Origin of the sequence: Pseudarthrobacter sp. BIM B-2242, assembly GCF_014764445.1 — a bacterium.
Taxonomy (GTDB): domain Bacteria; phylum Actinomycetota; class Actinomycetes; order Actinomycetales; family Micrococcaceae; genus Arthrobacter; species Arthrobacter luteus_A.
Genome location: NZ_CP061721.1, coordinates 3,235,933 through 3,262,483 on the forward strand (window position 1 = coordinate 3,235,933; position 26,551 = coordinate 3,262,483).

Here is a 26,551-nt window from a genome sequence, read left to right on the forward strand (position 1 = left end):
ATTCCAGCCCTTTCAAGACGATGTCGCCGTCTTTGGCTCTGTCTCTAGGGGTAGTGTTCGGACAAGCCGGGCGGGAACCCCCACATATAATCCATGAGGTTCGCAGTCAGTTGAGACTAATGCAGAGGCGCCGATGACAGCACCGTCTCCAATGGTTACACCTGGGAGGATCACTGCATTCGACCCAATGAAAACACCGTCTCCGACTAGGACACCAGCGCTCTTCCCGCTTCCTGCCCTACAGTCGGGATCCGATATGTCATGGTCTGTATTGAGAAACTTAACACCAATTCCAATGCCGACACGATCACCAATTCTAACTCCTGCCCGATTATCGAATACGCAAGCATAGTTGATCGTAGACCCGCGGCCGACAGTAAGCCTACGGCTGCGAATTAGACAACCAGGCCGCACCAAAGTAGACCAAGCTATGTCTATCTTCATTGCCCGATAGAGGAGTGTGCGAACACGGCCGGAAACACAACTCGAAGCTGCCACGGAATTCACGACTGAATGCCACCACAAAGGCTGCGGTTCGCCTCCATCACAGAGGAAGACCTGTCTGACTCCCTTAGCAATCGAAGAGAATCCCATTATATGTTCCCGCGTTCGGGCTTGTGGGGCCCCAAAAGTCCAGTCAGAAGCCTCTCCGCCTCCTCTGTTCTCCGCGTCCACGAATGATCGGAAGCATCAAGTGTTCGTACTTCAGCCTGCTCCTCAGTAAATATCCCAAGTTCATGCAATACCTTCTCGATGAAGGCCTCCTTGTTGTCTGCTAAGTGCAACCCACTTATTTGTCTCTCTTTCAGACTGGGTAAGGGGGTTGAAACAACAGAAAGTCCAGAAGCTAAGTACTCGTAAACCTTCATGGGAAACACGCCTGCAGTATATTCGTTTATATGGTAAGGAATAAGTCCTACTTTAGACTTCGAGAACTCTACGGCCAATTCGGCTAGTTCTAGGTTTCCTAGATAGTCGACGAACGGATGATTCAATACGGAGCTAAGCGCGCCTGACAGAGGTGTCCCGTCAATATTGATTGGACCGGCAAGCGCGACCTTCACACCGCTCTCAGCAAGATCCAGCAAGAGCTCTGCCTGGACTTTTGTTGGCGTCAAGTTCCCGGCAAATATTGCGCGTCGAAGTCTGTCATTCTTTGTGCCCGAAAACAGCTCCACCGACGCGACGTTTTCCCATAAAACGACATCGGGGGCCCCGAGGGAATCCAGGTGTTGTTTGACACCCTGACTGCTCGCGATCACGACCTCTGCAGCACGCACGAGCTCTTTTTCTGCAGCAAGCAAAGCTGCGGTTGGAATGCCCGGAATCGTGTGAAGTAGATCAACTGAATGGTACACAACGTTACCGAAGTGAGAATCCAATCCGTAGTTCAAGGGACTGAAAGTCCAATATACAACTGAATCGCCAGGAACCGGCAGTTTTGGTTTTAGCATGGAGCGAATCAGAATACTATTCAGCATACGAACTAACCGAAATTGATGGAAAGGAATCACAAGCGGCCGAACGACCTCAGGACGGTTAGTTGTCCTGTTAGCAGCCGGCCCTTCCTTTAGGTTGGCCCGGCGCAGTTTCTGCCAGATTCGCCCCAGATCACGTCTCGAGAAAGTGGGGCGTCGCAAACCGAGGGACTCAATATAGACCACTCTGTGGTTCGATATAAGCCCGCTTGCCAGGTGTTGCTTGTTCGTCCAGACCTCGCTCTCAAAGTCTGCCGTCGAGAGTATGACGACAGTGCTGTCTGGACCAGGATTCTTGACCATATGAATACTAACCAATACATTCTGGCGAAATCTCGCCACTATTTCACGGCGGTTCTACCCGGCGCCGGGCATCTTGCTATTTTGACTTCGTTGATTGAGGAAGGCCAAGCCCGGATACGGAGTCCGATTCATCCTTGATCCAACTTGTAAGCGAAGTTCGAAAGACGTCATTGCCAAAAGCCCTAGCCCTGCGACGGCATGCCTCTGTATCTAAGGACGCGGCAGCGGATAGCGCGTCAACGAATTCACGCCCACCGAAGTCCTCCAGGAGGAAACCGGTTTCACCGTGAAGAACTGTTTCCGAGGCTCCGCCTATGTTTCGGGCGATGACAGGTGTCCCAGTCGCCATTGCTTCAACAGGCATAATTCCAAAGTCTTCAATCGGCGGAAAGACGTAGACGAGACTTCGCCGATACAACTCACGCAACAAAGTCTGTGAGGGACGGTCAATAAACGTCACCAGATTCGGAAATTCGTCGGCCATTGCCCTGAGGGCACCGAGGCTAGGGCCGCTCCCGGCAAGTACAACTTTGACCCCGGCAACGTTCCCCGCTCGGATTACCTGATCCAATTGCTTGTAGGGAACAAAGCGCGACGCCCCCAAGATGAATTCCTTCGGAAGATCGGATAGTATGCGCTCTTCATCGGCAGTGAACGCTCCATCCTCGCCGCCGCTGTAAGCGGTCACATCAACCGGAGGATAAATAACTGTGCTTTCGCGGTCCCAGAAATCTGCGATGCGCTGCTGCACGAAGCGGCTGATGGCCGCAATTGCATGCGGCTCTTGCGCACGACGGGCGTCGAGATGGCGGAGCGGTTTGGACGCCTGTTTCGCCGCCCAGGACGTTCCGCGCGAATCTATTTCGGGAGTCCAGATGTAACGTGCGGGGGTGTACGCATATACGAATTTGGGGCTTGATCGAGCTGCTCCAGCGAAACGAGCATGATGAGCGAATAAGTGAGAGCTGCACAGCACCCACTCAGCATCGGAGTTACCGAGATTTCTCCAAGTCAACGGCATGAAGGGTAGTGCGAAACTTTTCTTTTTTCTGAGAGGAGTTTCCGCTAGCCATGTTTCGTGAACTCGTGATGAATCAAAGCGTCCTGGGGCATCATTCCAAAGGGTCCAAATGGGAGCGTCTGGAAACGCAGCAGCCATCTGGTCGATAACTTTTTCTGCCCCACCATGGGGCTCCAACCATTCATGCACTATCATTCCAGGCATATATTCTCCTTTTCGTTCACCTATGTTCCCTAAGTGACGATTTTCAGGTCGTTTTGTACCATCCTGCTTGCGATCTCGAAGAATGGCACGGTGGGCCGCCAGCCCAATGTAAGCGCAGCCTTCGCTGGGTCTCCACGCATCTCCGGGGCATCGGCTGGACGAGCAAGCGTAGGGTCCAGGAGAACGTATCTCTCCCAATCATGTATTCCCGCCGACTCGAAGGCGGCTTGGACGAACTCGCGTAGGCTATGCGATTCACCTGTTGCAACAACGTAATCGTCGGCTGCCTCCGTACTTGACATTCGGATCATCGCATCCACGTAGTCCGGCGCCCATCCCCAATCTCGCCTTACGTCCAAATTTCCCAGTCGTAGAGTATCCTGCAGACCTGCTGCAATCTTCGCTACGCCTAAGGTGATCTTCCGAGTTACAAATTGCTCAGGTCGCCGCGGGGATTCATGATTGAAAAGGATCGCTGCCGACGAATGGAGACCACGGTTCCTATACATGGCAACCATATGATGTGCATAAGCTTTGGCAGCGCCGTAGGGATTTACCGGCCGCACAACAGAGGTTTCTGTTTGTGGATTATCCCGTGAAATCCCGAAGATCTCCGCGCTAGACGCCTGTACGAATTTTACAGGTCTCCCCAGCCGCTCTTGAAGGCGCCAAGCCCCTTCAAGAAGTTCAGCTGTAGCGGCACCCGTTACAACTGCAGTGCGAGTCGGTGCCCCCCAAGAAGCGGCCACTGACGAGATGCCGCCCAAATTGAAAATCACATCCGGTTCAGACGCATCCACAGCTTTCCTGATGGATTCATCATCGGCCAAGTCTCCAAAATGCGTCGTAACGCCTGAATCCAAGGCTTCGGCTTCTGTGTCGTGTCGGCGCACGAAAACATGTATGTCGTAGCCATCTGCAAGTAGCATCTCTTGGAGGTAGCTGCCATCTTGCCCCGTACTTCCGGTGATTAATGCTCTCGGGCTCACAATAGCCTCAGTGGACCAACGCCGATTGCTCGGCTAGGTCGGCCTCAACCATCAATTTGATCAACTCATCGAAGCCGACGGCCGGCTTCCACCCGAGAACTTCACGGGCTTTTGACGCGTCTCCGACGAGCAAATCCACTTCTGCCGGTCGCATAAACCGGGGGTCTTGCTCGACATACCGGGCCCAGTCGTCGACGCCTACGGCCTTGAAGGCGGCGTCAAGAAGGTCACGAATGGAATGAGTTTCACCAGTGGCGATGACATAATCGTCTGCAACGGGCTGCTGAAGCATCCGCCACATTGCCTCTACGTAATCCCCGGCGAATCCCCAGTCCCGCTTTGCGTCCAGGTTCCCCAAGGTCAGCGAGTCCTGCAAACCGAGCTTGATGCGCGCAACTGCCATAGTGACTTTGCGTGTTACAAATTCAGGGCCCCTTCGAGGAGATTCGTGGTTGAAAAGAATCCCGCTAGACGCGTGCATGCCGTACGACTCGCGATAGTTGATAGTCATATAGTGACCGAAAACTTTAGCGACTCCATAAGGAGAGCGAGGCCAAAGGAGTGTACTTTCTCGTTGGGGCACATCCTGCACCTTGCCAAACATCTCGGACGACGACGCTTGATAGAATCGAACCTTTTCGATGTCATCGCCTGCATAGAGTCGCGTTGCCTCCAGCATGTTTAGGACGCCCTTGCCTGTCACATCCGTGGTCAGAGCTGCGTTCTCCCACGAGTATGCAACAAATGAGACCGCTCCCAAGTTGTAGATCTCATCTGGCTGAGCAACGGCCAAGATCCTCACAAGGCTAGACACATCGGTGAGATCCCCCGTTAACACCTGGACTTCCGGAGCAACTCGACGAAGCACGTCAAGCTTAGGATTATTTTGACCACGTACGAGCCCGAAGACCTCATAGCCTTTTGACAGCAACAGCTCTGACAGATACAGGCCGTCTTGACCGGTAATCCCGGTGATAAGTGCTCGAGGCACAGTTCCCCCTTGTTTCTTTGAAATCTTGCATCGAGCAGACGTACGAGGCTGCCATATGGTCGGAACGAATGGTGAGGTCGGCTTAAAATTGCCGGTCCGACCAGCTATGTTCGGCACCTACCCTAGCGTTGCCGGGTGTCACTTGATGAAGTGCTTGCGCTCATTGTTACCACCAGCGGCAAGCTTGGAGCCTATGTTACGCGAAACGCTGCGAGGCGATGACAGGATCTGCGGATTCGCTCCGGGGCAAGATGCTGTTGGCAACGAATCTCCCATGCGATATGGATAACAGGCGTGCTCCGTGATGTTAGAAGTTTCTGTGGCTCAGGAGACGGATCTTTAGCCTCGTAGATTGCTGCGGCCGGCTCGGTCCGTTTCGTGTTGTTCCTGCCCTAAGTTGCTGGGGGATCCCCCCGCCCTCACTGCACTGTGGCCGTTTGAGAGATCGACCACGCAAATTACTCCGATTGCTGATCAATCCCTTCGGAGTTTGTGACGGACCGGCTAACTAGACGAGGCGCTAACGTAACTGAAATGAAAGCGTCGGGCCGCCCCCTAAGCGAGCTGGCAGTCTTACAGATTCCCTCCTTGGGCTCGGTAGAAGCGCGGGCCCCGTCAAGAATCTTCGTATATGCCTTGGTCCTCGGCGGGTCCGGTTCATTTCATCAACGATGTGCCGCGTGCCAACCTGCTACTAACACTCATTCCTGGTGGCGTCACCGTGCCCCATTTTCCGCGGGATACAATCAAGTGGCTTGTCTCCGTGGGGGGGCATGGATACAGCGCTAGAAAGGTCTCATCTTGCAGTTGAGCGACTATTTGCCCGTATTACGCCGTAACTGGCTCGCGATCTCTGCCATCACTATGCTTGGCCTAATTATCGCAGCAACGGCATCAATCATGGTGAAGCCGACGTACACCGCCCAGACGCAACTATTTGTGTCGATACAAAGCTCGGGATCGGTCACGGAGCTTCAACAGGGCAATACATTCAGTCAGGCCCGAGTCAAGTCCTACGTCGAGGCCGCAAAAACGCCGGCTGTGTTGCAGCCTGTGATCGACAGTCTAGGTTTGCCGCTTTCGCCTGCAGAGCTGCGGAGGCAGGTTACCGCAAGCGCCGACTTGAACACAGTCATCATCTCTATCGCAGTTGAGGACACTTCAGCGGTGCAGGCCTCGGCGATCGCCCAAGCTGTGGGCACGAGCCTTATCTCCACCATAGAAACACTGGAAAGCCCGACGGCTGGCGGGCCCTCACCCATCAAGATTTCCGTTGTTACCCCCGCCAGCGCGCCGACGGTCCCCTCTGCACCTAACACACGGCTGAATCTGGCGCTAGGAACGCTTATGGGTCTCGCTTTCGGCATTTGCTTGGCTATTGTTCGGAACGTACTCGACACGAAAGTTCGAGGAGAGGCAGACCTCCGTCGGGTTCACGACGCACCTATCCTCGGGGGCATTGCGTTCGATACCGACGCCGCTAAGAGGCCCCTGCTAACTCAGACGGAGGCACAAAGCCCACGTGCAGAGTCATTCCGCCAAATACGTACTAATCTCCAGTTTGCGCACGTCAGCCACAAGTCTAAATCCATGCTTATTACTTCTTCGTTACCCGGAGAAGGCAAAAGCACGACTGCAACAAATCTAGCCATAGCGATGGCCCAGGGAGGTCAGTCTGTGGTTCTCGTGGACGCGGACCTTCGGCGCCCTAGTGTTGGAGACTATTTAGGCTTGGAGCGCAACGCGGGATTGACAACGGCATTGATTGGTGAAGCCGACGTGGATGACCTGCTTCAGCCTTGGGGTGACGACGCACTCTACGTCCTGACTTCTGGCCAGATTCCCCCCAACCCAAGCGAGCTGCTGGGTTCCACCGCTATGAGGCAACTGATTTTGCAACTCGAGCAAACATTTGACGCGGTAATTATCGATGCCCCGCCGCTGCTTCCCGTAACGGATGCGGCGGTACTAGCCCAACAGGTAGGGGGCGTGGTGTTGGTAGTTGGCTCATCCAAAGTGAAGTTGCCCGATCTGCAGAAATCGTTCAAAGCACTTGAAATGGTAGACGCCGATTTGCTGGGGGTTGTGTTGAATCTGCTACCAGCGAAGGGTCCGGATGCCTATGCCTATAGGTACCCCAAGTATGATTCGGCACCGAGCGACACGCCGGCGTTGGCTTCCAATACCCGCAAGGTCCGGAATCGGCCCGCCACCAGCGAAACTCACGAGGCCTCGCACAGACACGAGCGAACCGCATCCCGCTAGTTCCATGGTTCGGCTGAAACGTGAGAGCGCGGAATCGATTCCTGAACGTAGACGCTGATCTCGCGTGGGCTCTCAGGCAAAGAGTACCCCGACAAATCTCACCATCGGATATTTGAAGATCGCCGCTTCGACTTAGCGCAGCGGAAGTCGACTCGCCCTGGCTAAGAACCGTGTCGAGTCAAGCCGCAGTCGCAAACCGCAACCGCGGAATCTTCTGCGGTCGAGAATTTCAAGGTCTCAGCGCTATTGCTTCCGTCTTCGTCGTCGCCGCTTAATCCTCCACAGCAGCAACTGTGTCAAGTAATCAACCCAACGCGCGCGCAGCGGGAAATTGTGTAAATGCAAGAGAGGAGCCACCGCATTGGGGGCTAATGAGAATTGGCGCAGGCGTTCTTCGCTGAGCCTACAGATGGTCGACGCCTTCGTCGTCATTTGGGCCGTTTTGGGAGCGTTCCTGATACGATTCGGGCTGGACTCAGAATTTGCTTCAGCGGGCCAGGATTTACCATACGTGTGGTTCTCGGTGGTCCTCGCGGCCGCATGGTGGGTAATGCTGGGCGCTTGGAACAGCCGTCAGAGCCGCATCCTTGGGTCAGGACCTGACGAGTACAAGCGAGTAGCCGCGGCTTCCTTATGGTTATTTGGCATCGTCGCTATCGTTTCCTACGTTTTCCGGATCGACACAGCCCGCGGGTACGTGGGGCTGGCCCTTCCTGTTGGACTACTTGGACTCCTGCTTGGCCGATGGCTCATGCGGCAGCACCTCAGTATCAAGCGTAGACAGGGCCAGAGCATGTCCCGCCTCCTCTTAGTTGGTGGACCCGGGGCCGTCTCTCACTTAGCCTCATCCCTGACTAGCGCACAACATGCAGGTTATCTTCCCGTCGCGGTATACATGCCTGGGGTAAAGAGCAACCTTGCGGTCGAGCCAAGCTCGGGACTTGAAATTCTGGGGTACAAACCTGATACACATTCCATCGTCGCCGCCTTGAAGGACTGTAGTGCCGATGCCGTTGCCCTGTCCGCAGGAGTTCAGTTGCATCCTCAGACCCTTAGGCACTTAGGCTGGGAGCTAGCGGCTCGGAACATTGGCCTAATTATGGCTCCCGCTCTCACAGACATCGCTGGGCCTCGGATACATACCCAGCAAGTCGCGGGCTTACCCCTGATTCACGTCACGACACCAACACTTGAAGCAGGACAACGAGTTGCTAAGCGGCTTTTTGACCTTTTCGCCGCTGGCATTCTCTTGTTGATGGCATCCCCCGCAATGATCCTCGTAGCCATCCTTGTAAAGCTAGACAGCCCGGGTCCTATCCTTTTCCGCCAAGAACGTGTGGGAATAGAAGGGAGCCATTTTTACATGCTCAAGTTCCGTTCAATGATTGTGGATGCAGAAGCCCGTTTGGCCGATTTGACCCGGGAGAACGAAGGTAGCGGTCCTCTATTTAAGATGAAGAATGATCCGCGGGTTACTCGCATAGGAGGATTTCTACGCCGATTCAGCCTGGACGAACTGCCCCAGCTCCTGAACGTCCTCACCGGAACAATGAGTTTGGTGGGCCCACGGCCGCCACTCCCGAAGGAAGTCGAAGCCTACGAAAGCGATGTCCGTCGTCGTCTGCTGGTCAAGCCCGGATTAACGGGACTCTGGCAGGTCAGCGGACGCTCGAATCTGTCGTGGCAAGACTCCGTCCGGCTCGACTTGTACTACGTAGAAAATTGGTCGCTAGCCGGCGACCTGGTCATCATCCTCCGTACCGTCCGAGCTGTCTTTGGCAGTAGCGGCGCCTACTAAAAGCGCGTTTCCACGCGACGCGACAACTCACCCCTTGGGGAAGGAATCATCAAATGCGTATTTCTGTAATTGGCTGTGGCTATCTGGGCGCTGTCCACGCGGCATGCATGGCTAAGTTAGGCCACGAGGTGGTCGGTATCGATGTGGACGCGCGGAAGGTCGAAGAATTGTCTGCCGCACGTGCTCCGTTCTACGAGCCAGGGCTTGAAGACCTCCTGAAGGAAGTTCAAAATACGGGACGCTTGTCCTTCACCACCGACTTAGCCGCTGCAGCTGGAAGCGCCGTGCACTTCATTTGCGTGGGCACACCGCAGAAGAAGGGAGAAAACGGTGCTGACCTGACGCACGTGGACGCCGCCGCAATAGGGCTGCTCCCCTACATTGCACCAAACGACCTGGTTGTAGGAAAGTCGACGGTACCTGTCGGAACTGCTTCACGCCTGGCGGCTCTCCTCCGCAGTGAACAACCTGAGGCGCACTTGGTTTGGAATCCGGAATTCCTTCGTGAAGGACACGCGGTAGCGGACACTCTGCACCCCGACAGGTTTGTTTACGGCGTTGCGGGCGGTTCTGAGGACCATCCTGCAGTTGCAGTCCTTGACGATGTGTATTCGGCTCCGCTCGCGTCCGGCACTCCCCGCCTGGTGACCGACCATCCAACCGCGGAGCTCGTCAAGACGGCCGCAAATTCCTTCCTCGCCACAAAGATTTCGTTTATTAATGCTATGGCTGAGGTTTGTGAAGCAGCAGGAGCAGACGTAACGCAGCTCGCTGACGCCATCGGAATGGATGATCGGATCGGTCGCAAGTTTCTCAATGCGGGCATCGGCTTCGGCGGAGGCTGCCTACCCAAGGACATCCGTGCGTTCATGGCCCGCGCCGGTGAACTCGGTGCCGACCAAGCGCTTACTTTCCTTCGCGAGGTCGATGCCATTAATATGCGCCGTAGAACCCGTGTGGTTGAGCTCGCGCGCGATTTGTGTGGCGGATCCCTGCTAGGCAAACGAGTCACCGTGCTGGGCGCCGCATTCAAGCCAGAAAGTGACGACGTTCGCGATTCCCCCGCCCTCAGTATTGCGGCACAGCTGCAGTTGCAAGGGGCTGTGGTTACGGTGACAGACCCGAAGGCCTTGGCAAACGCCGCACGTAGATTCCCGGAGCTCCACTACGTAGCCGGCACGTCTGATGCAATCCAGAAGGCGGATGCTTTGCTGTTGCTTACTGAGTGGCAGGAATACCGCGACCTGGACCCTTACGCGTTGGCGGACTCAGTTTCTTCGCTTCGCGTCCTTGATGGCCGCAACGTTTTGGACGCTGCGAAATGGCGGGCTGCTGGCTGGAGCTACCGTGGCCTAGGCCGACCCTGACGATGAATGAAAATCAAGGCACCCCGGCAATTGCTGTGCCGTCCACGAGCCAGCTTTCCAAATCCGGCCGGAAAGTTCGTCGCCGACTGCTCGTGAGTCTGCTGGGCTCGTTGGCGGCCATCGTACTCATTGCTGTGGCCGGGGCAGCCTGGTTGGGAGGCAAGGCGTCCGCGATAAACTCTGAACTCACCTCCGTGACCGGCCTGATCCCATCCCTCAAAGAAGAAATAGCTTCCGGTAATTCCGATGCGGCCACTGTCACGGTTGAAAGCGTGCGCGCCCATGCTGCAACCGCGAAACAAGCAGCAGACGACCCATTATGGACCTTGGCATCGACGTTGCCTGGAGTTGGATCAAACTTCAGCGCGGTCGCCGAAGTTGCACGCTCAGCCGACGATGTAGCCAACCTCGGTCTAGCACCGCTGGTTGAAGTCTATGGCTCTCTTGATTGGGGAACGCTTCTGCCTAGCGCCTCAGGTACCGATTTGGAACCACTCCGAGCAGCCTCGCCAAGCATTTCTGCTGCTGCGCATGCCGTTCGGCTGTCGGCGGACAGGCTACGTCAGATCGACACCACGAAACTCATGCCGCACGTGGCTGAGCCCTTAACCAGAGCTAGGGACCAACTTCAAGACATTACTGGGACCCTAGACGCAGCCGCCAACGCGTCGAGCCTCGCGCCGGGAATGCTCGGCGCGCAATCACCACGCAGCTATCTCCTCATGATCCAAAATAACGCCGAGACTCGGGCCTCTGGCGGCATACCTGGAGCGCTTGCCGTTCTCAATTTCGATGAGGGCAGGCTGACGCTCGGCGCACAAAGCAGCGCCGCAGATATCGGTGTCATGTCCCCAATAGTGCCTACTGATCCCGAGCAACAACAGATCTACTCGCAGCGCGTGGGCAAGTTTATGCAAGATGTTAATTTGACGCCAGATTTTCCAACGGCGGCCAGCACCGCTCAGGCCATGTGGGAGAGAAAGACCGGACAGCGTGTTGACGGAGTAATCTCCATTGACCCAGTTGCATTATCCTATATCCTGGATGCCACCGGCCCTGTGAAGATTACCCATCCCGAGCTTGTGAAGCTCGCGTCTCTGGGCTTACCGACAGAACTGACCGGGAAAAACGTCGTCCAGACCCTACTCTCCGACGTTTATGCCAAGATCGAGCAGCCCGTTCTTCAAGACGTCTACTTCGCCGGAGTCGCTCAAGAGATCTTTGCGGCCCTATCAGACGGCAGGGGAAACGCAAAGGGCATGATCGAAGGCCTCACTCGGGGTACCGGCGAGGGTCGTGTTCTCGTCTGGTCAGGATTGCCATCGGAGCAGTCAGTAATAGCGAAGTACGCCTTAAGCGGATCCGTCGCTGGACCGAGCGTTGCCCCAGCACAGTTCGGTGTCTACTTCAATGACGGCACAGGCGCAAAAATGGATTTCTACATCAAGAGGACCGTGCAACTGATTCAAGAGTGCACCTCCGATGATTATTCACAAATCACTGTCAGGATTGCGAGCACAAATACCGCACCTTCAAACGCAGCAACTTCGTTGCCCTCTTATGTGACGGGTGGCGGAGCGTTCGGCATTGCGCCAGGTACTGTTCAAACCAACGTGACAGCATACGGGCCGGTTCAGGCAAATCTGGCTGGCGCAAAGCAGGACGGCAAGGTGACTTCTGTCAGTTCGCACCGCCACGCCGGAAGACCGGTCGGCACTACAACAGTGACGCTGGCACCGGGCGAATCAAGCACAGTTGACATGAAATTCAATAAAATCGTCCAACATACCCGCCCCGCCCTGCGTGTGACACCCACTGTCCAAGACATCGGAGACGTGCTTCTGGAAACCGAATCGGCGACATGCGACCCTGTTCCGTGACGAGATTGTGAACGGTATGTAAAGTGTTTGGATTCACTTTGGATCCTCCACTAAGTGAGTGGTATCGTCGTTTTGGGCAAGACATGAGATTCACCCCAATGTCACATGGGGATGGGGAATCTCCACAAATAATGTGACATCCGGTTTGAAAAGGTCTCAGGGGGACAAAAATGAAGAAGTCTATTGCTGCGCTCGCGCTCGCAGGATCCATCGCGCTCATTGGCGCAGGCCCGGCCATGGCAGGTCCGGCGGTACCATACCCGGCTCCGAGTACGGGCACAACAGTTTCCGCCACTATCGTAACTCCGGGTGGAACGGTCATCCTCACGGTGGTCAGTGGCTTCACGCCCGGTGAGACCATCACCATCACCATTACGTTCAACGGAGTACCGCAGGCCATCAGTAGCAACCTCGGCGGTGGCGCCAGTATGGCGGTTCCGTCCAAGATTAACGTCCTTTCGCAGACGGCACCGGAATCGTTCACCGTCACAGCGAACGAGGATGGCGGCTTCTCGACGCCGGTAACGCTTGGCGCTGCTGAAGGAACCTACACGATCACCGCAGTTGGTAACGAGTCCGGTCGCTCAGTCTCGCAGACCGTTACCGTTGACGCCTCTACCGGTTCAGGCACAGGCTCCGATCTTGCAAACTCAGGCGGTGGCGACGCCGACGGCGCCGCATTGGCCAACACTGGCGCTGACTCGGGCTTGGTCCTCTGGACCTTGGTTGGTGCTGGCGCGCTTGCAGCCGGTGCCGTTTCCGTAGTTGTAGTTCGCCGCCGCGCTAAGTCCGAGGCAGCAGCGTAACGCAGCACACCCACCAACACCAAAGCGGGTGGGGAGTCTCCGGTTTTCCGGAGGCTCCCCGCCCGCTTTTAAATGTCGACAGGCCACCACCGAACGGATGGGCTCAACCCCGAATTTGGGAGCTCCTTGAGATACCTTGAGAGTTATGGGCTGTGGCGATTTGTGCTTGTCGCCATGCTTGTTCCCCTGGCACTGATCGCATTCTGGCCCAGCCCTGTTGATGCCCCCGTTGAGGGCCAACTCGCCGGCGTCCTAAAGTTCCTCCACGCAAACGGATTCCCTGAGTGGTTCAATTACCACTTTGTCGAAGCGTCGGCCAACGTAGTGCTCTTCGTTCCACTGGGCGTTGTGGCGGCGGTGGCCTTTCCTAAAAAGTACTGGTGGCAGATCGGAATTTTAGGATTTATCGTCTCCGGCTGCATCGAGCTGGGCCAGTTACTGTTTCTTCACAACCGGTTCGCGAGCCCGCTGGACCTTGTCACAAATACGGGCGGGGCTGTCATCGGCTCCATGATTGCCGCTGTGGCCCTTAAACAGCTACAGGCCCACCGCCAATCAGAGGTGGGCCCGTAGGGGCATCACAGACACTTCAGCAGCTAGCCTACAAAGGTCTTCAGCCACGTTTTCAGGTCATCGCCGAACTCGACGCGTTCTGATGCAAGGGTGATTACGGCTTTGAGGTAACTGAGCTTGTCGCCTGTGTCGTAACGGCGGCCCTTGAAGACCACACCGTACACGCCGGAGCCTTCGCCGTCGGCCGCAGCCAAGGTCTGCAGCGCGTCGGTCAGCTGGATCTCCCCGCCGCGGCCCGGTTCGGTGTTCGAGAGAACACCGAACACTGAAGGATGCAGCACGTACCGGCCAATGACGGCGAGGTTGGACGGCGCCTCGTCGATGGCCGGCTTCTCCACCAGGCTGTTGACGCGTACATACTCCTCGCCGTCGATGGCCGTGATGTCTGCGCAGCCGTAGGCACTGATCTGAGTCGGATCCACTTCGATCAACGCAATCACCGAACCGCCCGTATTCTGCTGCACCTCCATCATGGTAGTGAGAAGCGTTTCAGCCTCATCGATCAAGTCATCGCCCAGGAGGACGGCGAAAGCCTCCTCGCCCACGTGCTGCTGTGCGCACAGCACTGCGTGGCCCAACCCCTTTGCCTCGCCTTGACGAACGTAATGGATGGGACCAAGTTCAGAGGCTTCGTGGACAGCATCCAAGCGGGCTTGATCGCCTTTAAGTTCCAGTATCCGTTCAAGCCCCGGCGCACGGTCGAAATGGTCTTCGAGGGCACGCTTGCTGCGCCCTGTGATCATCAGGATGTCATCGAGACCAGCCTTCACGGCTTCCTCAACGACGTACTGGATAGCCGGCCGGTCAACCACCGGCAACATTTCCTTCGGCATCGCCTTGGTGGCGGGCAGGAAGCGCGTCCCCAAGCCTGCAGCAGGAATCACGGCTTTTGTAATGTTTTTCCCCATAGTCATAGGTGAACCTTACAAAATCGATGGCTGAAACCTTCAATCGGGGACGACGATTACGATCGTCAGGTTCTACAGGCTCAACGACCGGAAACCCTCGGCCGCGCTTCGACACAACGCGCCCACGGTGCGGCTCTCGCTGCTGCCATCCGAGAATCACGCGTGGCTCGCGCAGATGATCCACATCGCGACCGTAAAATTCAGGAGATACCAAGGGCTCAAAGGCTTCGAGATTTCGACAGCTTCCCCACGGGGCTGGGTAGGCCCAATGCCGGCCAGCAAATTATCAGCTACCAAAGGTCGGTTCAGCCGACGAACGGGAGGCTCACCAACAGGCCGACGCTTATTATCCCTTCTGGAGTGGGCTGAGGTCGCGCAAGATTCGCGGTGCCGCTCGCAGAAACCGCGCCCACCGGGCCTTATGCAATTTAAGCCTGCCCGGGAGGGACATATCGGCATAGATATCACGAGACAGATGCACTTCAGGCGCAGGAAAGACCGCACGGAACAGCATTCTGGACTTCGCCCGCAGGGGGGCTTGGGCAATCCCGATAAGCCGCGCACTGCCCGGCTCTTTGGCCATCAAGCGGTTGCTCCATTCCGTGGAAATCTGCGGCCATTCCACCGCCACAGGCAGGGGAAGGATGTCCTCGAGGAACGGGCGCATGGCTGCGAGGGAGCCGGTCGCCCTGGCGAGAAACAGAAGTTCGGGGAACTGCAATAGCCGTTCCGTGAGGTTGGCCAGGAACTCGAGTTCCTGCCTGCATGCGGGCAGGTGGGGTGAGCGGAGGGCATGCAGGACAAGGATGACGATTCCCAGCGCCTTTGACGGGACCCGCACCCCCTGCCCTGCAAGTTCAAGGCGCTCGGTGTTCGCCCACATCACGTCAAAACAGTCAGCGGGCGCGTTCTCCATTCCCGGAAAGCGGAAGTGGACGTCGATGCAGCAAGGCCATTCTGGGTGATCGACCGTAACCGAGTGCTGTGGAAACGTTCTGTTGTCCGGATCCACCGGGCGTTCCCGCCACCCTCTCTCCCGGAGGCCGGAAAGCATCACATCAAGTTCCCCAGGGGACACAAAGACGTCTACGTCAGCTGACGTCCTGGGGAGACGCAGCCCCTGAATCACAGTGGCCGGGCCCTTGATAAAGAAGGCCTTGATGCCCAGTTTGTCGACCACCCGCGAGACCAGGGCATGGCCCAGCAGGACGGCCTCGGGGATGCTGAGCTCCGTTTCATTCGCTTGGTTTTCCACGCGTGAACTAGCCACGCGTCCGACGGCCAACGGGCACGGGTTCTCGGACCGTGCGCTCCGCACTGCCCCGCCGGGGATCGACGAGTTGCGGTCCAGCAGAAGGTGCTGGACGGGACGCGGAGGTATAGGTGCCATAGTAGGAATAGGCATCCGTTCCTCTGGTCGGCACGTAGTTGAGGACGGCACCCAAAATTCGGCCCTTCACTTTTTCCAGGTTCCCCAGGGACTGGGCCAACTGCTCGTGAGTGGTTTTGCCCGACCGGATCACGACTATGGCGCCATCTGCCACATTGGAGAGGACCGCGGCGTCCGTCACCGGCAGAAGCGGAGGAGCGTCAATCAGGACGATTGCATTCTCCGCCAGGGTGCTGAGCAGGTTCTGCATGGCCCGGGACCCCAGCAGCTCACTGGGGTTTGGCGGAATACGGCCGGAGCCAAGAACCGAAAGGTTCGGCAGGGCACCCCAAGGCTGAAGGACATCCGCCAGTTCGGCGGTGCCGGTAAGAACATCGGTGACCCCGACCCCCGGAACCAAGTTGAAAACGTCCACCAGCGTGGGGCGCCGGAGATCGCCGTCGACCACTACGACATTCTCGCCGGCGGCCGCCATGGTGACCGCCAGGTTGGCTGTGACAGTAGATTTCCCTTCTGCCTGCATGGAGCTGGTGACCACAATGATCCGCGGCGGGTGATCCACGTCAAGGAAGCTGAGGTTGGTGCGCAGCTCCCGAAGGGCCTCGGCCATCGCCCCGCCGGCATCGTGGAGTGGGGCTTCGCTGCCGTCTTCCAGGACGGTGCTTTTTCCATCCAAACGGTGGTCCACTGGGAGAGTGCCGATCACAGGGACATCGAAGAGCCGCTCGATTTCTGCCGCGTTGCGGATGCGCCGGTCCAGGTGCCTGCGGACCAGCGCATAGGCCAAGCCGAGGGCGAGGCCGATCAGCGCACCGAGCACAAGGGTGAGCTTGACGTTGGGTGAAACGGGCGATGTGGGTAGGACCGCCTTTCCCAACGGGAGCACCCGCACTGCTGAAGCGGATGCGGAAGCTGAGGTTCCGGCGTCCGGCGTTGCTGCTGTGCCGGGCTCAACGGCCTGGGCGGGAGGTGCCGTTTCGATCGCTTCCACCTGGGCGGCGAGGCCGTTGACCCAGGCATCGGCCACGCGCTGTGCGATGGCCGGGTCGGTCGACTGGGCGCTCACCCGTATCTCGGCGGTGTCTAGCGGAACCTTCACGCTGATGGTGCCGAGCAAGGCGTCGGCCGTTGTCTTCAGGTCAAGATCTGCGATCACTCGATCCGCCACAAGGCGGGATTGCGCCACCGACTCGTAGTTCTTGACCTTTGCCTTGGCTAGGCTGTCACCGGCGAGGGAGAGGCTTACGTTGTCCGAGCCGGGCGTCACCACGATGCCGCTGGAATCGGAGGAGTAGATCTTGGGCTGGAGGACTGTCCAGCAGAACGCCGTCAACGTGGCCAGCAGGGTGAACGCGGTGATCGCCTTCCAGTATGTCTGGACCACCCGCAGGTAGTCACTCAGGGCCAGACCTGCAGGGGCCTCCCCCGGGGTGGCTGTGGTGACGCTCATGGCGGTTCCTTCTCATTCGTTTCGGGTGCTGCTGGACCGGTCTTCGTTGCCGGGTCTATGCGTCGAGTGGTTTCCCACGCGGATGGCGGCTAGTTGCTGCCCTGTGCCAAGACTGATTTCGCAATGAGCTGCTGGACGGCCTCGGAGACGGCGACCCGGTAGCCTTCCCGGCGGCCGTGCACTTTTCCTACTTCGTCGGCCAGCTGGTCTTCCGCTACGGCTTTCGCGGTTGCTTCCCAGATGGCCGGGCCGATCCCGCTCAGCCGCACAATCTCGTTGTCCAGCATGAGCAGGAGGTCATCACCGATGGCCACTGCGTCCTTTGATGCTGCGCGCCGGATGAAACCCGCCGGGATCTGTCCCGACCCGGTTTCAACTGCGGGCGCTTCCCACTCGGGGTTCGTTCGGAGCTGCTCCTGAAACAGCGGTTGCAGCGCTGCTGGCAGGTCGGCGGCTTCCGAGTAGGTCACCCGCCACACTCCCCCGACGCTGTCGATCAGGCGGCACAGCGACTGCAGCGGCTGATCGATTTCGCCCTGCGAGGAGGAATCCGGGATCAGTGCCAGCAGGGCGTCGGCGAGCGGCTCCTTGCTTAGGGTTGGGCGGACGGCGCCCTCAACTCGGTCCAGCAGCACTATGGACTGGATGAAGAGCTTGGTGTGAGCCGGCTGGAGTCTGAGCTCGTCCGGGCCCACCTGGAGCTTTGGAACAACGTACTCCTGCTTCAGTGACAGCGGCTTAGGGTACGGAACCACCGAGCCGTCCGGCCTGATAGCGACCGTCTCGTCCGTGACGTAACCATAGGTTCGGGCCATCACACTCGCTGCTGTGGTCTTGCCGGTCCCCGACTTAGCAACCAGGGCAACCACCGCCCCCGTGGCCGGATCAGCCACACCGCAGGCGTGCAGCATGGTGAGCTCCCCCGCGTTTGCCAGGATGGCGGCAACGGTCATGCGGGAGGTCAGGTTCTCAGCCAGCTCCTCAAAGGAGGCTGCCTGCAGGGCGAACGTGCCGCCGTCGTTCGTTGGTGACTGATAGGTGACGCACGCCGAGAACGGCTGGGAGCCGTTGGGTTCCCGCGGCAGTGAAGGAAGGCGAGGTGCGCTTTCACTGGCACACCGCGCCCACGCCGAGCGCATCCGCTCCCGCTGCTGCCCGGTGACGCCCCGCCCCCAGCGCACAGTGAACTGCACGCCCAAAATGTCCAGGCACAGCGGGTGCCTTCCGCCCAGCATTTCCTCAACCTGCAATGGCGCCCACGCCACTAGTACGTTGCTGTTGCTCATGATTCCCCCCGGATCTGAAGCTGTTTGTTGTTACTGGCCAGCGGCGCTGGCAGGTTCAATCAGGTACTGCTCTTGGAGATGCGCCAGAAATTCGGCGACTTGGGACGCCATCTGGCCGCTTTGGTCCTCGAAGCTGGCCTCTAGCTCGGCCAGGATTCCCTGTTCGGTGCGTTGGCCGTCGATCAGCTCCCAGATGGCTGCTGCCGTGCCTTCGAGGACCACCGGCTGGGTGGCGTCGAGGTGAAGTAGGGCAACGCGGTTTGCTGATTCGGTGCGGACCTGGGCGACGTTGGTGGAGTGGCGCCATGTCATGGCTACTCCGCTGTGTCGAACTGACGTCACGGGAAGACGACCGTGATGGTGGCCGGAACAGTCACAGATGTGGAATTGCCCAGCGTGACCGTAAGGGTGACTGCGTACTCGTGAGTTCCCTTTCCTGGACTTACGTCGAAAGTAAACCGATTCAACGCGACCTGAAGTTTGTGGTTTCCGGGTGTGGTGGTCAAGGTGTCGGAAAATGTTGTGATTACCTTGCTGCCAGTACCAGAAATAACGGTCTTCCCAGAGGTACTCGGAGTCACTGACGCTACTGAGATAAGCGCCCTCTGATTTCCCGCCACCGCGTCAATGGAGATTCCGTAGGTGACCGACGTGCCCGCAAAGGTGGTCCCGGTCTCTATATCGAAACTCGTTGGACCGGTAGCTGATGTTGCCCCTGCTACAGTCACTGATCCAACCGCAAAGGTTGCTGACGGGGTCGTTGGGGAAGCCGCGGCCGCCGGAGCCGCGATGGCTGTGGCGATAACCGGAAGTGACCAGGCCACGCCCTTGGCTACTCTTCGGCGGCTGAATTCGCGCGCCTCGTTGCTAGCTACTTTTTCTTTCAGAACCTCAGACAAATGCGCCCCCAAATCGTTGCGGCTGCGGTCCTTTGGACCGGCCAATTGCTCGGCGCGTTGTCGCGACAGTCCACACTCTTCCCAACGCGACTAAAGGTTCAGTCAACCGCGTTGCAAGATTGGGTCAAGTTCTGCTGTTTTTTGCTTCAAGAAGGCTCTGACCTGCGGCGATGCAGCGGCCTTGCGGCACAGCCCGTGATTTAGGCCCGCGGGTCAGGCTGGATCTCCACCCTGACATCAAGTCCGCCAAGGAGCTTCCGACGTTCTGCATCCCGCTCAACGATGCTCAGGCCAAAGGACTCTCCTACCTGTCCTTCCTGCGGCCGGTCGATCATGAGGAATAAGGTGTGCGAGGCACCGGGCGGCAGAACGATGCCTCGCAGCCGGACCTTCTTACGCCTGCCCGCAACGAACATGAGGCCGTGGTCCAGTGCGGCTTGGATGTCCCCGAGCCGTTGCTTGGACCAGCCTTTGTGGTACGCGTGCCGGCTTCCCTGGTTCGTGGTGATGAGCTCACTCTGTTCCGCGGCCCATACTTTGAACTGCTCGAAATCTTCACCGGGAGACAAGCCGTCGCCCGCCTCGATAATGGCGCCCCGAGTTGTCAGCCGCGGCAGAAACAGCCTCACGCGGCCGCGATAACCGGAAAGACCAATGTCCAGATCGGACGTAACTTCCCGCTCGGCGTCGGCCCCGTGGATACGGAACGCGACCATCGCAGGTGGCGGCGACGGGAGTGTGCCGGTGAACTGGACCACGGCGAGGTTCTTGTGGGCTGCCTTGCGTTCCCGAACCGAATTCACGTCCGTGTTGGTGATTGCAGACGTGTAGGGGTCATCCTGGTGGTGGAGCAGAGCCAGTACGCAGAAGTGATGGTTGCCGGACAGGTTTGCCGGTGGCGGCAGTTTGTCCGAGGTCAGGTTGAAAGCTGCAATCTGGGGGAACCCTGCCCGCACATCGTTGAGCGTCACCACGCCCAGCGTCTGCCAGTTGGACGTGTTGATGTTAGTTCCGTTTTGCACGCTTGTCTGGTAGCCGGGCGGAAGCGGCGGCAAGCCCGCGGACGCGTTGGCCAGAAGGCACATGACCCTCACATTGTCCGCGGGGACAACGCCGCGGTTATGGACCTGCACGTAGACCCTGGTGGTTATTGTCGCCGTCGCGTGCGTCGCGACATTCTGGGAATCATCACTCAGCGTGTCGACGAAGTCCAGGAAGTTAATCGTTCCGCCGAGCGGGAATTGGTATTGGCCGTTCACGTTAGGCGTATCGACCCTGATATCGGGGCCGCGCCAATGGGCCACGGTCTGCCCCTGGTTGACTGGGTCCGCGATGGAATTGACGGTGGGGAACCGGCCCTGGTCCAGCTGGGTGTCCCGGACGTAGAGCTCGATGCCCTGTTTCGGCAGGTTGTCGAGAGTACGCTCAAACGCCCCGCGGCCATGGGTGCTCGCCCGGAGCAGGCGGCGCGGATTGTGCAGCTTCAGGTCCAGCACCGCGGCGTCAGGAAGACCATCAGAGAAAACCTGCCACGTAGTACCGCCGTCAACGGAGCGCCAGATGCCAATATCGGCCCCGGCATAGACTTGTGCGGGGTTCACCGGGTCGACGGCAAGGGCGTTGTGTTGGACATCGAGAAGCGCATCGGCGGCGCCGGCTGCTGATCCGCTTCGCTGCTGCCATTGGGCGCCGTTGAAATGCCAAATGTGCCGATAGTCCCCCACGCCACCGAAAGTGATGTAGATCGAGTTGCCGGTCGCATCCGCGGGATCGACGGCGATTGACGTCACGACGCCTTCAAGCGGCAAGTTATTCGCCCCGCCAATGGTGTCGAGCTGCGTCCGCGTCCAAGTGGCACCGGACCTGTCCAGCCGGTAGACGCCCCCACTCATGGTTCCGGCATAGAGTCTTGCCGCATTGGCGAATGTGAGGCACTTTATTCTGTCGTTGAGCCGGTCGCCGGCCAGCGTATTGTTCGGGATCGACTGCCATGTCGTAGCGAAGTTGCTGCTGATCCACGGGCACACGGAGCCGAAGGCAAGAATCTCCGCTTCACCTGGCGCCGCGGGGTTGGGTGGCGTTCCCACGAGCGGCGCGTAGAAGAGAACATTCTCGCCAGCCCGCAGCGGCACCGCGTGGGTGGTGTAGCTGTAGCGTGTTCCGCCGGTGGTGCTGCGACGGACAGAGCCGCGGACATAGGTGTCGGCCACGCGGTAAGGGTCGATCCAGTTGACGACGAAATAGCCGCTGTCTCCCCCCGACGTGTATAGCCACGCTTCCTCCCCGGTGAAGCGTTCGCCGCCGTTGTCCTGGGACCCCGAGAAGACCACAGCGTCCTCGGTGGGGTGCTGGCCTAGGTAGTTCAGTGTGAGCGTCTGCAGGCCTTTGTTCAAGGACGTGAACAAATCCCCTGTGCCCGTTGCGTTGTTAGTGCGGTAGACGCCGCCATCGCAGCCAACCCAGAGCTGTGCCGCGTTCCCTGGGGTGAACACGATGGTGTGAATGTCCGCATGGACGGAATTGCCTATATACGTAGCGACGGCTGATACCGCTGCGGCGCTGACCGTAATGTCGCCACGGTAGAGCGCTCCGGACCAGTCGCCCCCTGAGAAGACAATCGAACCGCCGAGGTAGATACGGTTGACACTGTCCGGTGCCACCGCGATTGCCAGATCGTACGAGCCCTGGCTGCCGACAAGGTCACCAGCCGCTGGCAGGCCTGTGACCTGCCGCCAGTTTCCGGCGGCCGTGTCGAGACGATAGACGTTGCCCTGCTCTGTAAATGCGTAAAGCACACCGGGGTTATTAGGCTGGACCGCAAGGCTGATGCGGCCAACCTGCGCAGGAAAACCTGTACCGACGGCTGCCCACGTCTCGCCGTCGGTCGACGAATAGACCGGACCGAACCAGAAAGCGGCGAAGAACGTGGTGGTACCCCCGGTTCGGGCTACGACGACGCTGGTGGCCCACGCCGAACCCGGGCCCGGCGGCGTCTTGCTGTCCCAGTGGAAGCCTCCGGCTCCATCAGGCTCCCGCCGGTAGAGGCCCCGTCTGGTTGCGCCGACAACACGGTCCGGGTCAGCCGGATCGACCGCCAGCGCATAGAACGCGCTCCCGGCCAGGTCCGGGCTGCCGGGGGAAACCATTTCCGTGGCCCAGCTCTGTCCGCCGTCCAACGAAATAATCGGGCCGACTCCGAAGTATGCTCCACCCGCCCCCTCGCCTGATCCGACGTAGATCCGGTCCTGGCCGACGCCGGCCCCCGGCACCACGGCAATCGCCCCGACGGACAAGCTGTCCGAGCTCGCGTGTGCCGGATTGAGGTCGAAAGCGTCCATCAGCGATATCCACGACGAGCCGCCGTCTTCAGTACGCCATACACCCCCGTTTGCCGCGCCGATATAGGCGCGGCTGCCTCCGGGGACAGGGGCAATCGCGGGCGTGCGCCCGCTCACTGCGGGCTTAACTCCGCCCTGGCCTTGCCGGACAACCGAGGGACCGAACGGAATCCAGTTATTCGCGGGCGGCGGCGCCGTGGGAGCCTCGGGCACTCCCTCCGGCGGGTGCCCTAAGTCCTGTTTCCTGCGGTACTCCTCGATCAGCCGCCTTCGGTCAGGCAGAGGGGCCGGTCCCTCCTCCTCAGCTTCCGGTGACCCTTCAGTAGCCGGTCCGCCAGGTTCCCGTCCACCTTGCCGGGAAGGCTCTTCCCTCGCGGCAGGGGGTGGCGACGGCGGCGGAGTGCCCGTACCTGCAGATTTCCGGCGCAAGGGCGTAAGCCGTTCCTCCAAGAACGCCCGCGACCGCTCGGCGGGTCCACCCTCCGGCTCCGCCTCTTCCCGTTCCGGGGGCATCGAGTCATCGGGCTCCGGCCCGCCGGTCTCATTGTCTCCGTTGGGGCCACCCGGTTGGTCGGTCATCACGGCTCCTTCCTGTCATGGCGTGTGCCTTGAATTCAGGGATGTGGAAGGAATACAACTTCTAACTCCCGCGACAGGAAAACGCGATGTCTGCAGAAGTTCTTTGGTGCGGATTTGTGTCGATTTCATCAGGGTAGGCCGCCAAAAATTGAGGGTCAAGGACTGTTTTTGGAGGGGTTTACTGACCCGTTTTCAGTAACGCTGCAGTAACGGCAAGGGTTGTTTACTGGAGCTGAAGTCCGTCTTGCGGCGCCCACTTACGAGCGTCATGCCTTACTACGGGACTCGGCCTGATATAGGAAAGGAAGGCCCATTCATGTTTCAGCTTTTCAAATTCCTCAGCGCGCAGCAGCTCGTTTTGCAGCAACTTCCGGTCTTTCTGATTTCCTTCGGAATAGCGGCTTTCTTCTACAAATTTGGCAGCTTCGCGATCGAGTGCATCGCTTTCCTCGCCACGTGGGCGGTGCTGGATTTAGTTTCGGATTGGCTCGTTACCCGAGGTAAACAGCAGGCGGAGGACACATCTGATGTCTGAGCACGGCGGGCATGGCGGGCATGGCGGCACGATGGGTGTCCACGGCATGCTCCTGTTGGTGACGATGCCATTTTCATGTCGCATCTGCCCATGTTCGAAGGTCCACACAATTTTCAAGTGATCCTTGAGGTGGTGCTGGACGACGCTGCAAGCCAACTCCTCAGCGCCGACCGCGAAACCAACGGCAATGGTTTATGGACGTTCGAGCCCGAGAAATTCCATATCACTGAGCTCGATCCCAGCGGCGACGGGCCGGCACGATCGTCAATCGCGGGCACCATATACCGGGGCCACTTCGAGCGCGGAGGGCACCCGATTGTCCGCGGCGTTGATGCCGCGGTCCGCAGCGTCGTGCACTTCAACGAGCTCGACGTCGCTGCTGCCCACAGTGCGACCCAGGAGCTGACGTATCTCTGCTTCGGGCGGGCCAAGCAAATCCACCTCGCACATCGGATTACGGCCAGCCCGGACTTTGATCAGGTCCTCACGGCACGATTGGTCCCCGGTACCGTTACGAATCAGGCAGGACGTCCTGTGGGAGAGGACATTACGCGAGACTTCGATCATGCCGCGCCTGTTGAATTTCAGGGCCGCCGCGACACTCCGGAGTTCCGGCTGATACCCCAAGAAACCGTCGAGGGGTCCTTCTTCGCGACCATCGCACCAAAGGGGTTCCACGGTTTCCGAGTTCAGATACAAATCGACCGGGAACTCTACCTTGAATTACGTGAGCTTGGCTCTGGCTGAACAAGCCCACCTTGCATACTGCCAGGCGTTCACCCTTCCGTTCACCCTTTGATTATCAGCGAGACGTAAGAACGGTGCGCGTTTCTTCCAATGATTGAACTAACGTATTGAGTTCCCTCTGCGGCTCCGCAAATATCGTTGCATACACTCCAAGAACTGCCGCCGCATCTGGAATGTATATGGGGTGCGCCATACCAGCAGGAGCCAGGGCTGCGTCGACATCTTTAACCGCCGCCTCTGCCAGCTCCATCATCCGGCGAATTGTGTCGGCAAGTTTTTCATCGTCCGCATAAAAGTTGCTCCAGACACTTGCCAGCTCTGCGGCATCCCGGCGACCTTTCTCGCCCAACAACCCGAACATGGAATCCCAGCCACGGTCCGTACTGTGCGCATTAAGGGCATCGCGCAGGTCACGGACTTTTCCGCTGCTGCCCTTCAAATCCCGAAGCCGGCCATTGAGCTCGACAAGTTTTGCCTTCTGCTCGATCACATAGTTGTTGAAGCGCACCGTCTCGTAATCGGCGGCTGGACCCCCGCTGAACCGAAAGGCACTGACCACCTTGGTGACCTCGGCAAGACCTTCCACCGTCCGTTGCATTTGATCGAGGAGGTCAGCCCACTCGTCCCTTGAATCGGGATAGTTGAGCTCCAGGTACTTGCGGCCATCGTTGACTGCCTGGATGATATCGCGGGTATTCCGCACCACGTCTGCCACCATTTTTACAACTTCTGCAATATCGCTAACTCCGGCCACCACACCCCATCTCCTTTGCGAATCAGTACTACGGGGAATTCTTTTTGCACCTAGGGCAGCCTCTCAAACGGGACCCGGGCCGACTTCACCGACGTTTCACCACTGGCCCTGACGACGGTCGAGAACCCGGGGGGAGGCGCATCTTTCGGCACAATGATGGTGGTGCTGAATGCTCCCTGGCTGTCAGCTTTCTCCTGCTTGATAAGCGTGGCGTGAATATATATTGCGACAGTCTCGTCCGGGTAGAAATTCCGGCCACTGACACTCAGCGACTCCCCGACCTGTGCCTGAGAGGGGGCGATCTCGATGTGGGCCGTTTCCTGGACCTGCTGCTTGATCATGTCGGCGCGGTTCCGGGATTCCTGGGCCGCCGACTTATCCACCGCCGAATCCGCCTGCGTCTCGGCAATCTTCAGGCAGTCGGACACGACTTGGAGGGCGACCACCGTGTTCTCCCGTTTCTGCTCCTCGTAGGCCGCCTCGACGGATGCATCGGCAACCACTTTGAAGGTTCCTCCGAGTTTTCCGCCCACTTTGGTTGTTAGGTCGACCCCGCGCTCCTTGGTGCATTCGATGTACGTGATGGCCATACCACTCAGGCATTGGCCGTTGTACTCTCTCGTATTGCCGGTACAGGTCGGTCCCCCGCACGCGACCAGCATGGCGCTGACGGCAAACTGGACCAGCAGCAGTGCAACCATGCGGGAAGACCCGCCGGTCACCTTCTTACACGCATCGTCACGGCCATCCATGACTAACTCCATCCCGACTGAATGTCCTGCAGCATGCAGGCACGAGCCTGACCTGAGTAAACGCGATTGCCCGTTACCGGTGCGTTACTGCCTCCGCGGCCTCAACGGGGCCCTTCGCGGGCCTGGAGATTCCTCTCGGGCGCCGCCGACACAGAAAAATCACCGGCCGGAAATACTCCGGCAACCTGACCACGGCATGCTTGGGCCTACGGGGACAACCAGCAGGGGGCACAGCATG

The 26,551-nt window shown here is 58.6% G+C and carries 21 protein-coding genes; 8 read left to right on the forward strand and 13 right to left on the reverse strand.

Annotated elements, in window-relative coordinates; translation table 11 throughout:
* Positions 1 to 12: 12 nt before the first annotated feature.
* From IDT60_RS23580 to IDT60_RS14950, 5 genes are all read right to left on the reverse strand, one after another.
* Positions 13 to 594: a DapH/DapD/GlmU-related protein gene (locus IDT60_RS23580; RefSeq protein WP_370590694.1), complete on the reverse strand. Its 582-nt coding sequence runs from the start codon at positions 592 to 594 to the stop codon at positions 13 to 15.
* Positions 594 to 1,394 (reverse strand): glycosyltransferase, encoded by an 801-nt coding sequence (locus IDT60_RS14935; RefSeq protein ID WP_191079631.1) that lies wholly within the window; start codon positions 1,392 to 1,394, stop codon positions 594 to 596. Before IDT60_RS14935 ends, IDT60_RS23580 begins: the two co-directional genes overlap by 1 nt.
* Before the next feature lie 463 nt (positions 1,395 to 1,857).
* Positions 1,858 to 3,006, reverse strand: a complete 1,149-nt coding sequence (locus tag IDT60_RS14940) for a glycosyltransferase (protein ID WP_191079632.1) — start codon at positions 3,004 to 3,006, stop codon at positions 1,858 to 1,860.
* A 29-nt stretch (positions 3,007 to 3,035) separates the two neighbouring features.
* On the reverse strand, positions 3,036 to 3,995 hold the full coding sequence (locus IDT60_RS14945) for a GDP-mannose 4,6-dehydratase (RefSeq protein ID WP_223883735.1): 960 nt from the start codon (positions 3,993 to 3,995) through the stop codon (positions 3,036 to 3,038).
* Between the two features lie 7 nt (positions 3,996 to 4,002).
* Positions 4,003 to 4,986, reverse strand: coding sequence for a GDP-mannose 4,6-dehydratase (locus IDT60_RS14950; RefSeq protein ID WP_191079633.1), 984 nt, complete (start codon positions 4,984 to 4,986; stop codon positions 4,003 to 4,005).
* 801 nt (positions 4,987 to 5,787) lie between these two features.
* Between IDT60_RS14950 and IDT60_RS14955 the strand changes: the two genes are divergently transcribed.
* From IDT60_RS14955 to IDT60_RS14980, 6 genes are all read left to right on the forward strand, one after another.
* A complete protein-coding gene (locus tag IDT60_RS14955) occupies positions 5,788 to 7,251 on the forward strand; it encodes a polysaccharide biosynthesis tyrosine autokinase (protein WP_191079634.1) in 1,464 nt (487 codons plus the stop codon).
* A gap of 409 nt (positions 7,252 to 7,660) precedes the next feature.
* The gene (locus tag IDT60_RS14960; RefSeq protein WP_191079635.1) at positions 7,661 to 9,049 is read left to right on the forward strand and encodes a sugar transferase; all 1,389 of its coding nucleotides are present in this window, start codon (positions 7,661 to 7,663) and stop codon (positions 9,047 to 9,049) included.
* A 53-nt stretch (positions 9,050 to 9,102) separates the two neighbouring features.
* The gene (locus tag IDT60_RS14965; RefSeq protein ID WP_191079636.1) at positions 9,103 to 10,416 is read left to right on the forward strand and encodes a UDP-glucose/GDP-mannose dehydrogenase family protein; all 1,314 of its coding nucleotides are present in this window, start codon (positions 9,103 to 9,105) and stop codon (positions 10,414 to 10,416) included.
* 2 nt (positions 10,417 to 10,418) lie between these two features.
* The gene (locus IDT60_RS14970; RefSeq protein WP_191079637.1) at positions 10,419 to 12,296 is read left to right on the forward strand and encodes a DUF4012 domain-containing protein; all 1,878 of its coding nucleotides are present in this window, start codon (positions 10,419 to 10,421) and stop codon (positions 12,294 to 12,296) included.
* A 170-nt stretch (positions 12,297 to 12,466) separates the two neighbouring features.
* Positions 12,467 to 13,102: an LPXTG cell wall anchor domain-containing protein gene (locus IDT60_RS14975; protein WP_191079638.1), complete on the forward strand. Its 636-nt coding sequence runs from the start codon at positions 12,467 to 12,469 to the stop codon at positions 13,100 to 13,102.
* A 174-nt stretch (positions 13,103 to 13,276) separates the two neighbouring features.
* The gene (locus IDT60_RS14980; protein ID WP_255527061.1) at positions 13,277 to 13,675 is read left to right on the forward strand and encodes a VanZ family protein; all 399 of its coding nucleotides are present in this window, start codon (positions 13,277 to 13,279) and stop codon (positions 13,673 to 13,675) included.
* A 23-nt stretch (positions 13,676 to 13,698) separates the two neighbouring features.
* Here the strand turns inward: IDT60_RS14980 and galU are convergent, their stop codons facing one another.
* The 6 genes from galU to IDT60_RS15010 all read right to left on the reverse strand — a co-directional run bounded on the left by galU (position 13,699) and on the right by IDT60_RS15010 (position 22,946).
* Positions 13,699 to 14,589 (reverse strand): UTP--glucose-1-phosphate uridylyltransferase GalU, encoded by an 891-nt coding sequence (gene galU, locus IDT60_RS14985; RefSeq protein WP_191079640.1) that lies wholly within the window; start codon positions 14,587 to 14,589, stop codon positions 13,699 to 13,701.
* 340 nt (positions 14,590 to 14,929) lie between these two features.
* Complete coding sequence (locus IDT60_RS14990; RefSeq protein ID WP_255527062.1) at positions 14,930 to 15,763, reverse strand: nucleotidyltransferase family protein; 834 nt, start codon at positions 15,761 to 15,763, stop codon at positions 14,930 to 14,932.
* Positions 15,764 to 15,845: 82 nt separating this feature from the next.
* Positions 15,846 to 17,423 (reverse strand): polysaccharide biosynthesis tyrosine autokinase, encoded by a 1,578-nt coding sequence (locus IDT60_RS14995; protein ID WP_191079642.1) that lies wholly within the window; start codon positions 17,421 to 17,423, stop codon positions 15,846 to 15,848.
* A gap of 89 nt (positions 17,424 to 17,512) precedes the next feature.
* Positions 17,513 to 18,709 (reverse strand): ATP-binding protein, encoded by a 1,197-nt coding sequence (locus tag IDT60_RS15000; RefSeq protein ID WP_223883736.1) that lies wholly within the window; start codon positions 18,707 to 18,709, stop codon positions 17,513 to 17,515.
* 30 nt (positions 18,710 to 18,739) lie between these two features.
* Positions 18,740 to 19,021: a PqqD family protein gene (locus IDT60_RS15005; RefSeq protein ID WP_191079643.1), complete on the reverse strand. Its 282-nt coding sequence runs from the start codon at positions 19,019 to 19,021 to the stop codon at positions 18,740 to 18,742.
* A gap of 787 nt (positions 19,022 to 19,808) precedes the next feature.
* Complete coding sequence (locus IDT60_RS15010) at positions 19,809 to 22,946, reverse strand: hypothetical protein (protein ID WP_191079644.1); 3,138 nt, start codon at positions 22,944 to 22,946, stop codon at positions 19,809 to 19,811.
* A gap of 895 nt (positions 22,947 to 23,841) precedes the next feature.
* On the opposite strand from IDT60_RS15010, the gene IDT60_RS15015 reads away from it, so the two are divergent.
* The gene (locus tag IDT60_RS15015) at positions 23,842 to 24,060 is read left to right on the forward strand and encodes a hypothetical protein (protein WP_191079645.1); all 219 of its coding nucleotides are present in this window, start codon (positions 23,842 to 23,844) and stop codon (positions 24,058 to 24,060) included.
* Positions 24,061 to 24,177: 117 nt separating this feature from the next.
* On the forward strand, positions 24,178 to 24,807 hold the full coding sequence (locus IDT60_RS15020; protein WP_191079646.1) for a hypothetical protein: 630 nt from the start codon (positions 24,178 to 24,180) through the stop codon (positions 24,805 to 24,807).
* A gap of 55 nt (positions 24,808 to 24,862) precedes the next feature.
* On the opposite strand, the gene IDT60_RS15025 is transcribed toward IDT60_RS15020, so the two are convergent.
* Together IDT60_RS15025 and IDT60_RS15030 are read right to left on the reverse strand one after the other, a co-directional pair.
* Positions 24,863 to 25,564: a hypothetical protein gene (locus IDT60_RS15025; protein WP_191079647.1), complete on the reverse strand. Its 702-nt coding sequence runs from the start codon at positions 25,562 to 25,564 to the stop codon at positions 24,863 to 24,865.
* A gap of 47 nt (positions 25,565 to 25,611) precedes the next feature.
* Complete coding sequence (locus tag IDT60_RS15030; RefSeq protein ID WP_191079648.1) at positions 25,612 to 26,313, reverse strand: hypothetical protein; 702 nt, start codon at positions 26,311 to 26,313, stop codon at positions 25,612 to 25,614.
* Between the last annotated feature and the right edge of the window lie 238 nt (positions 26,314 to 26,551).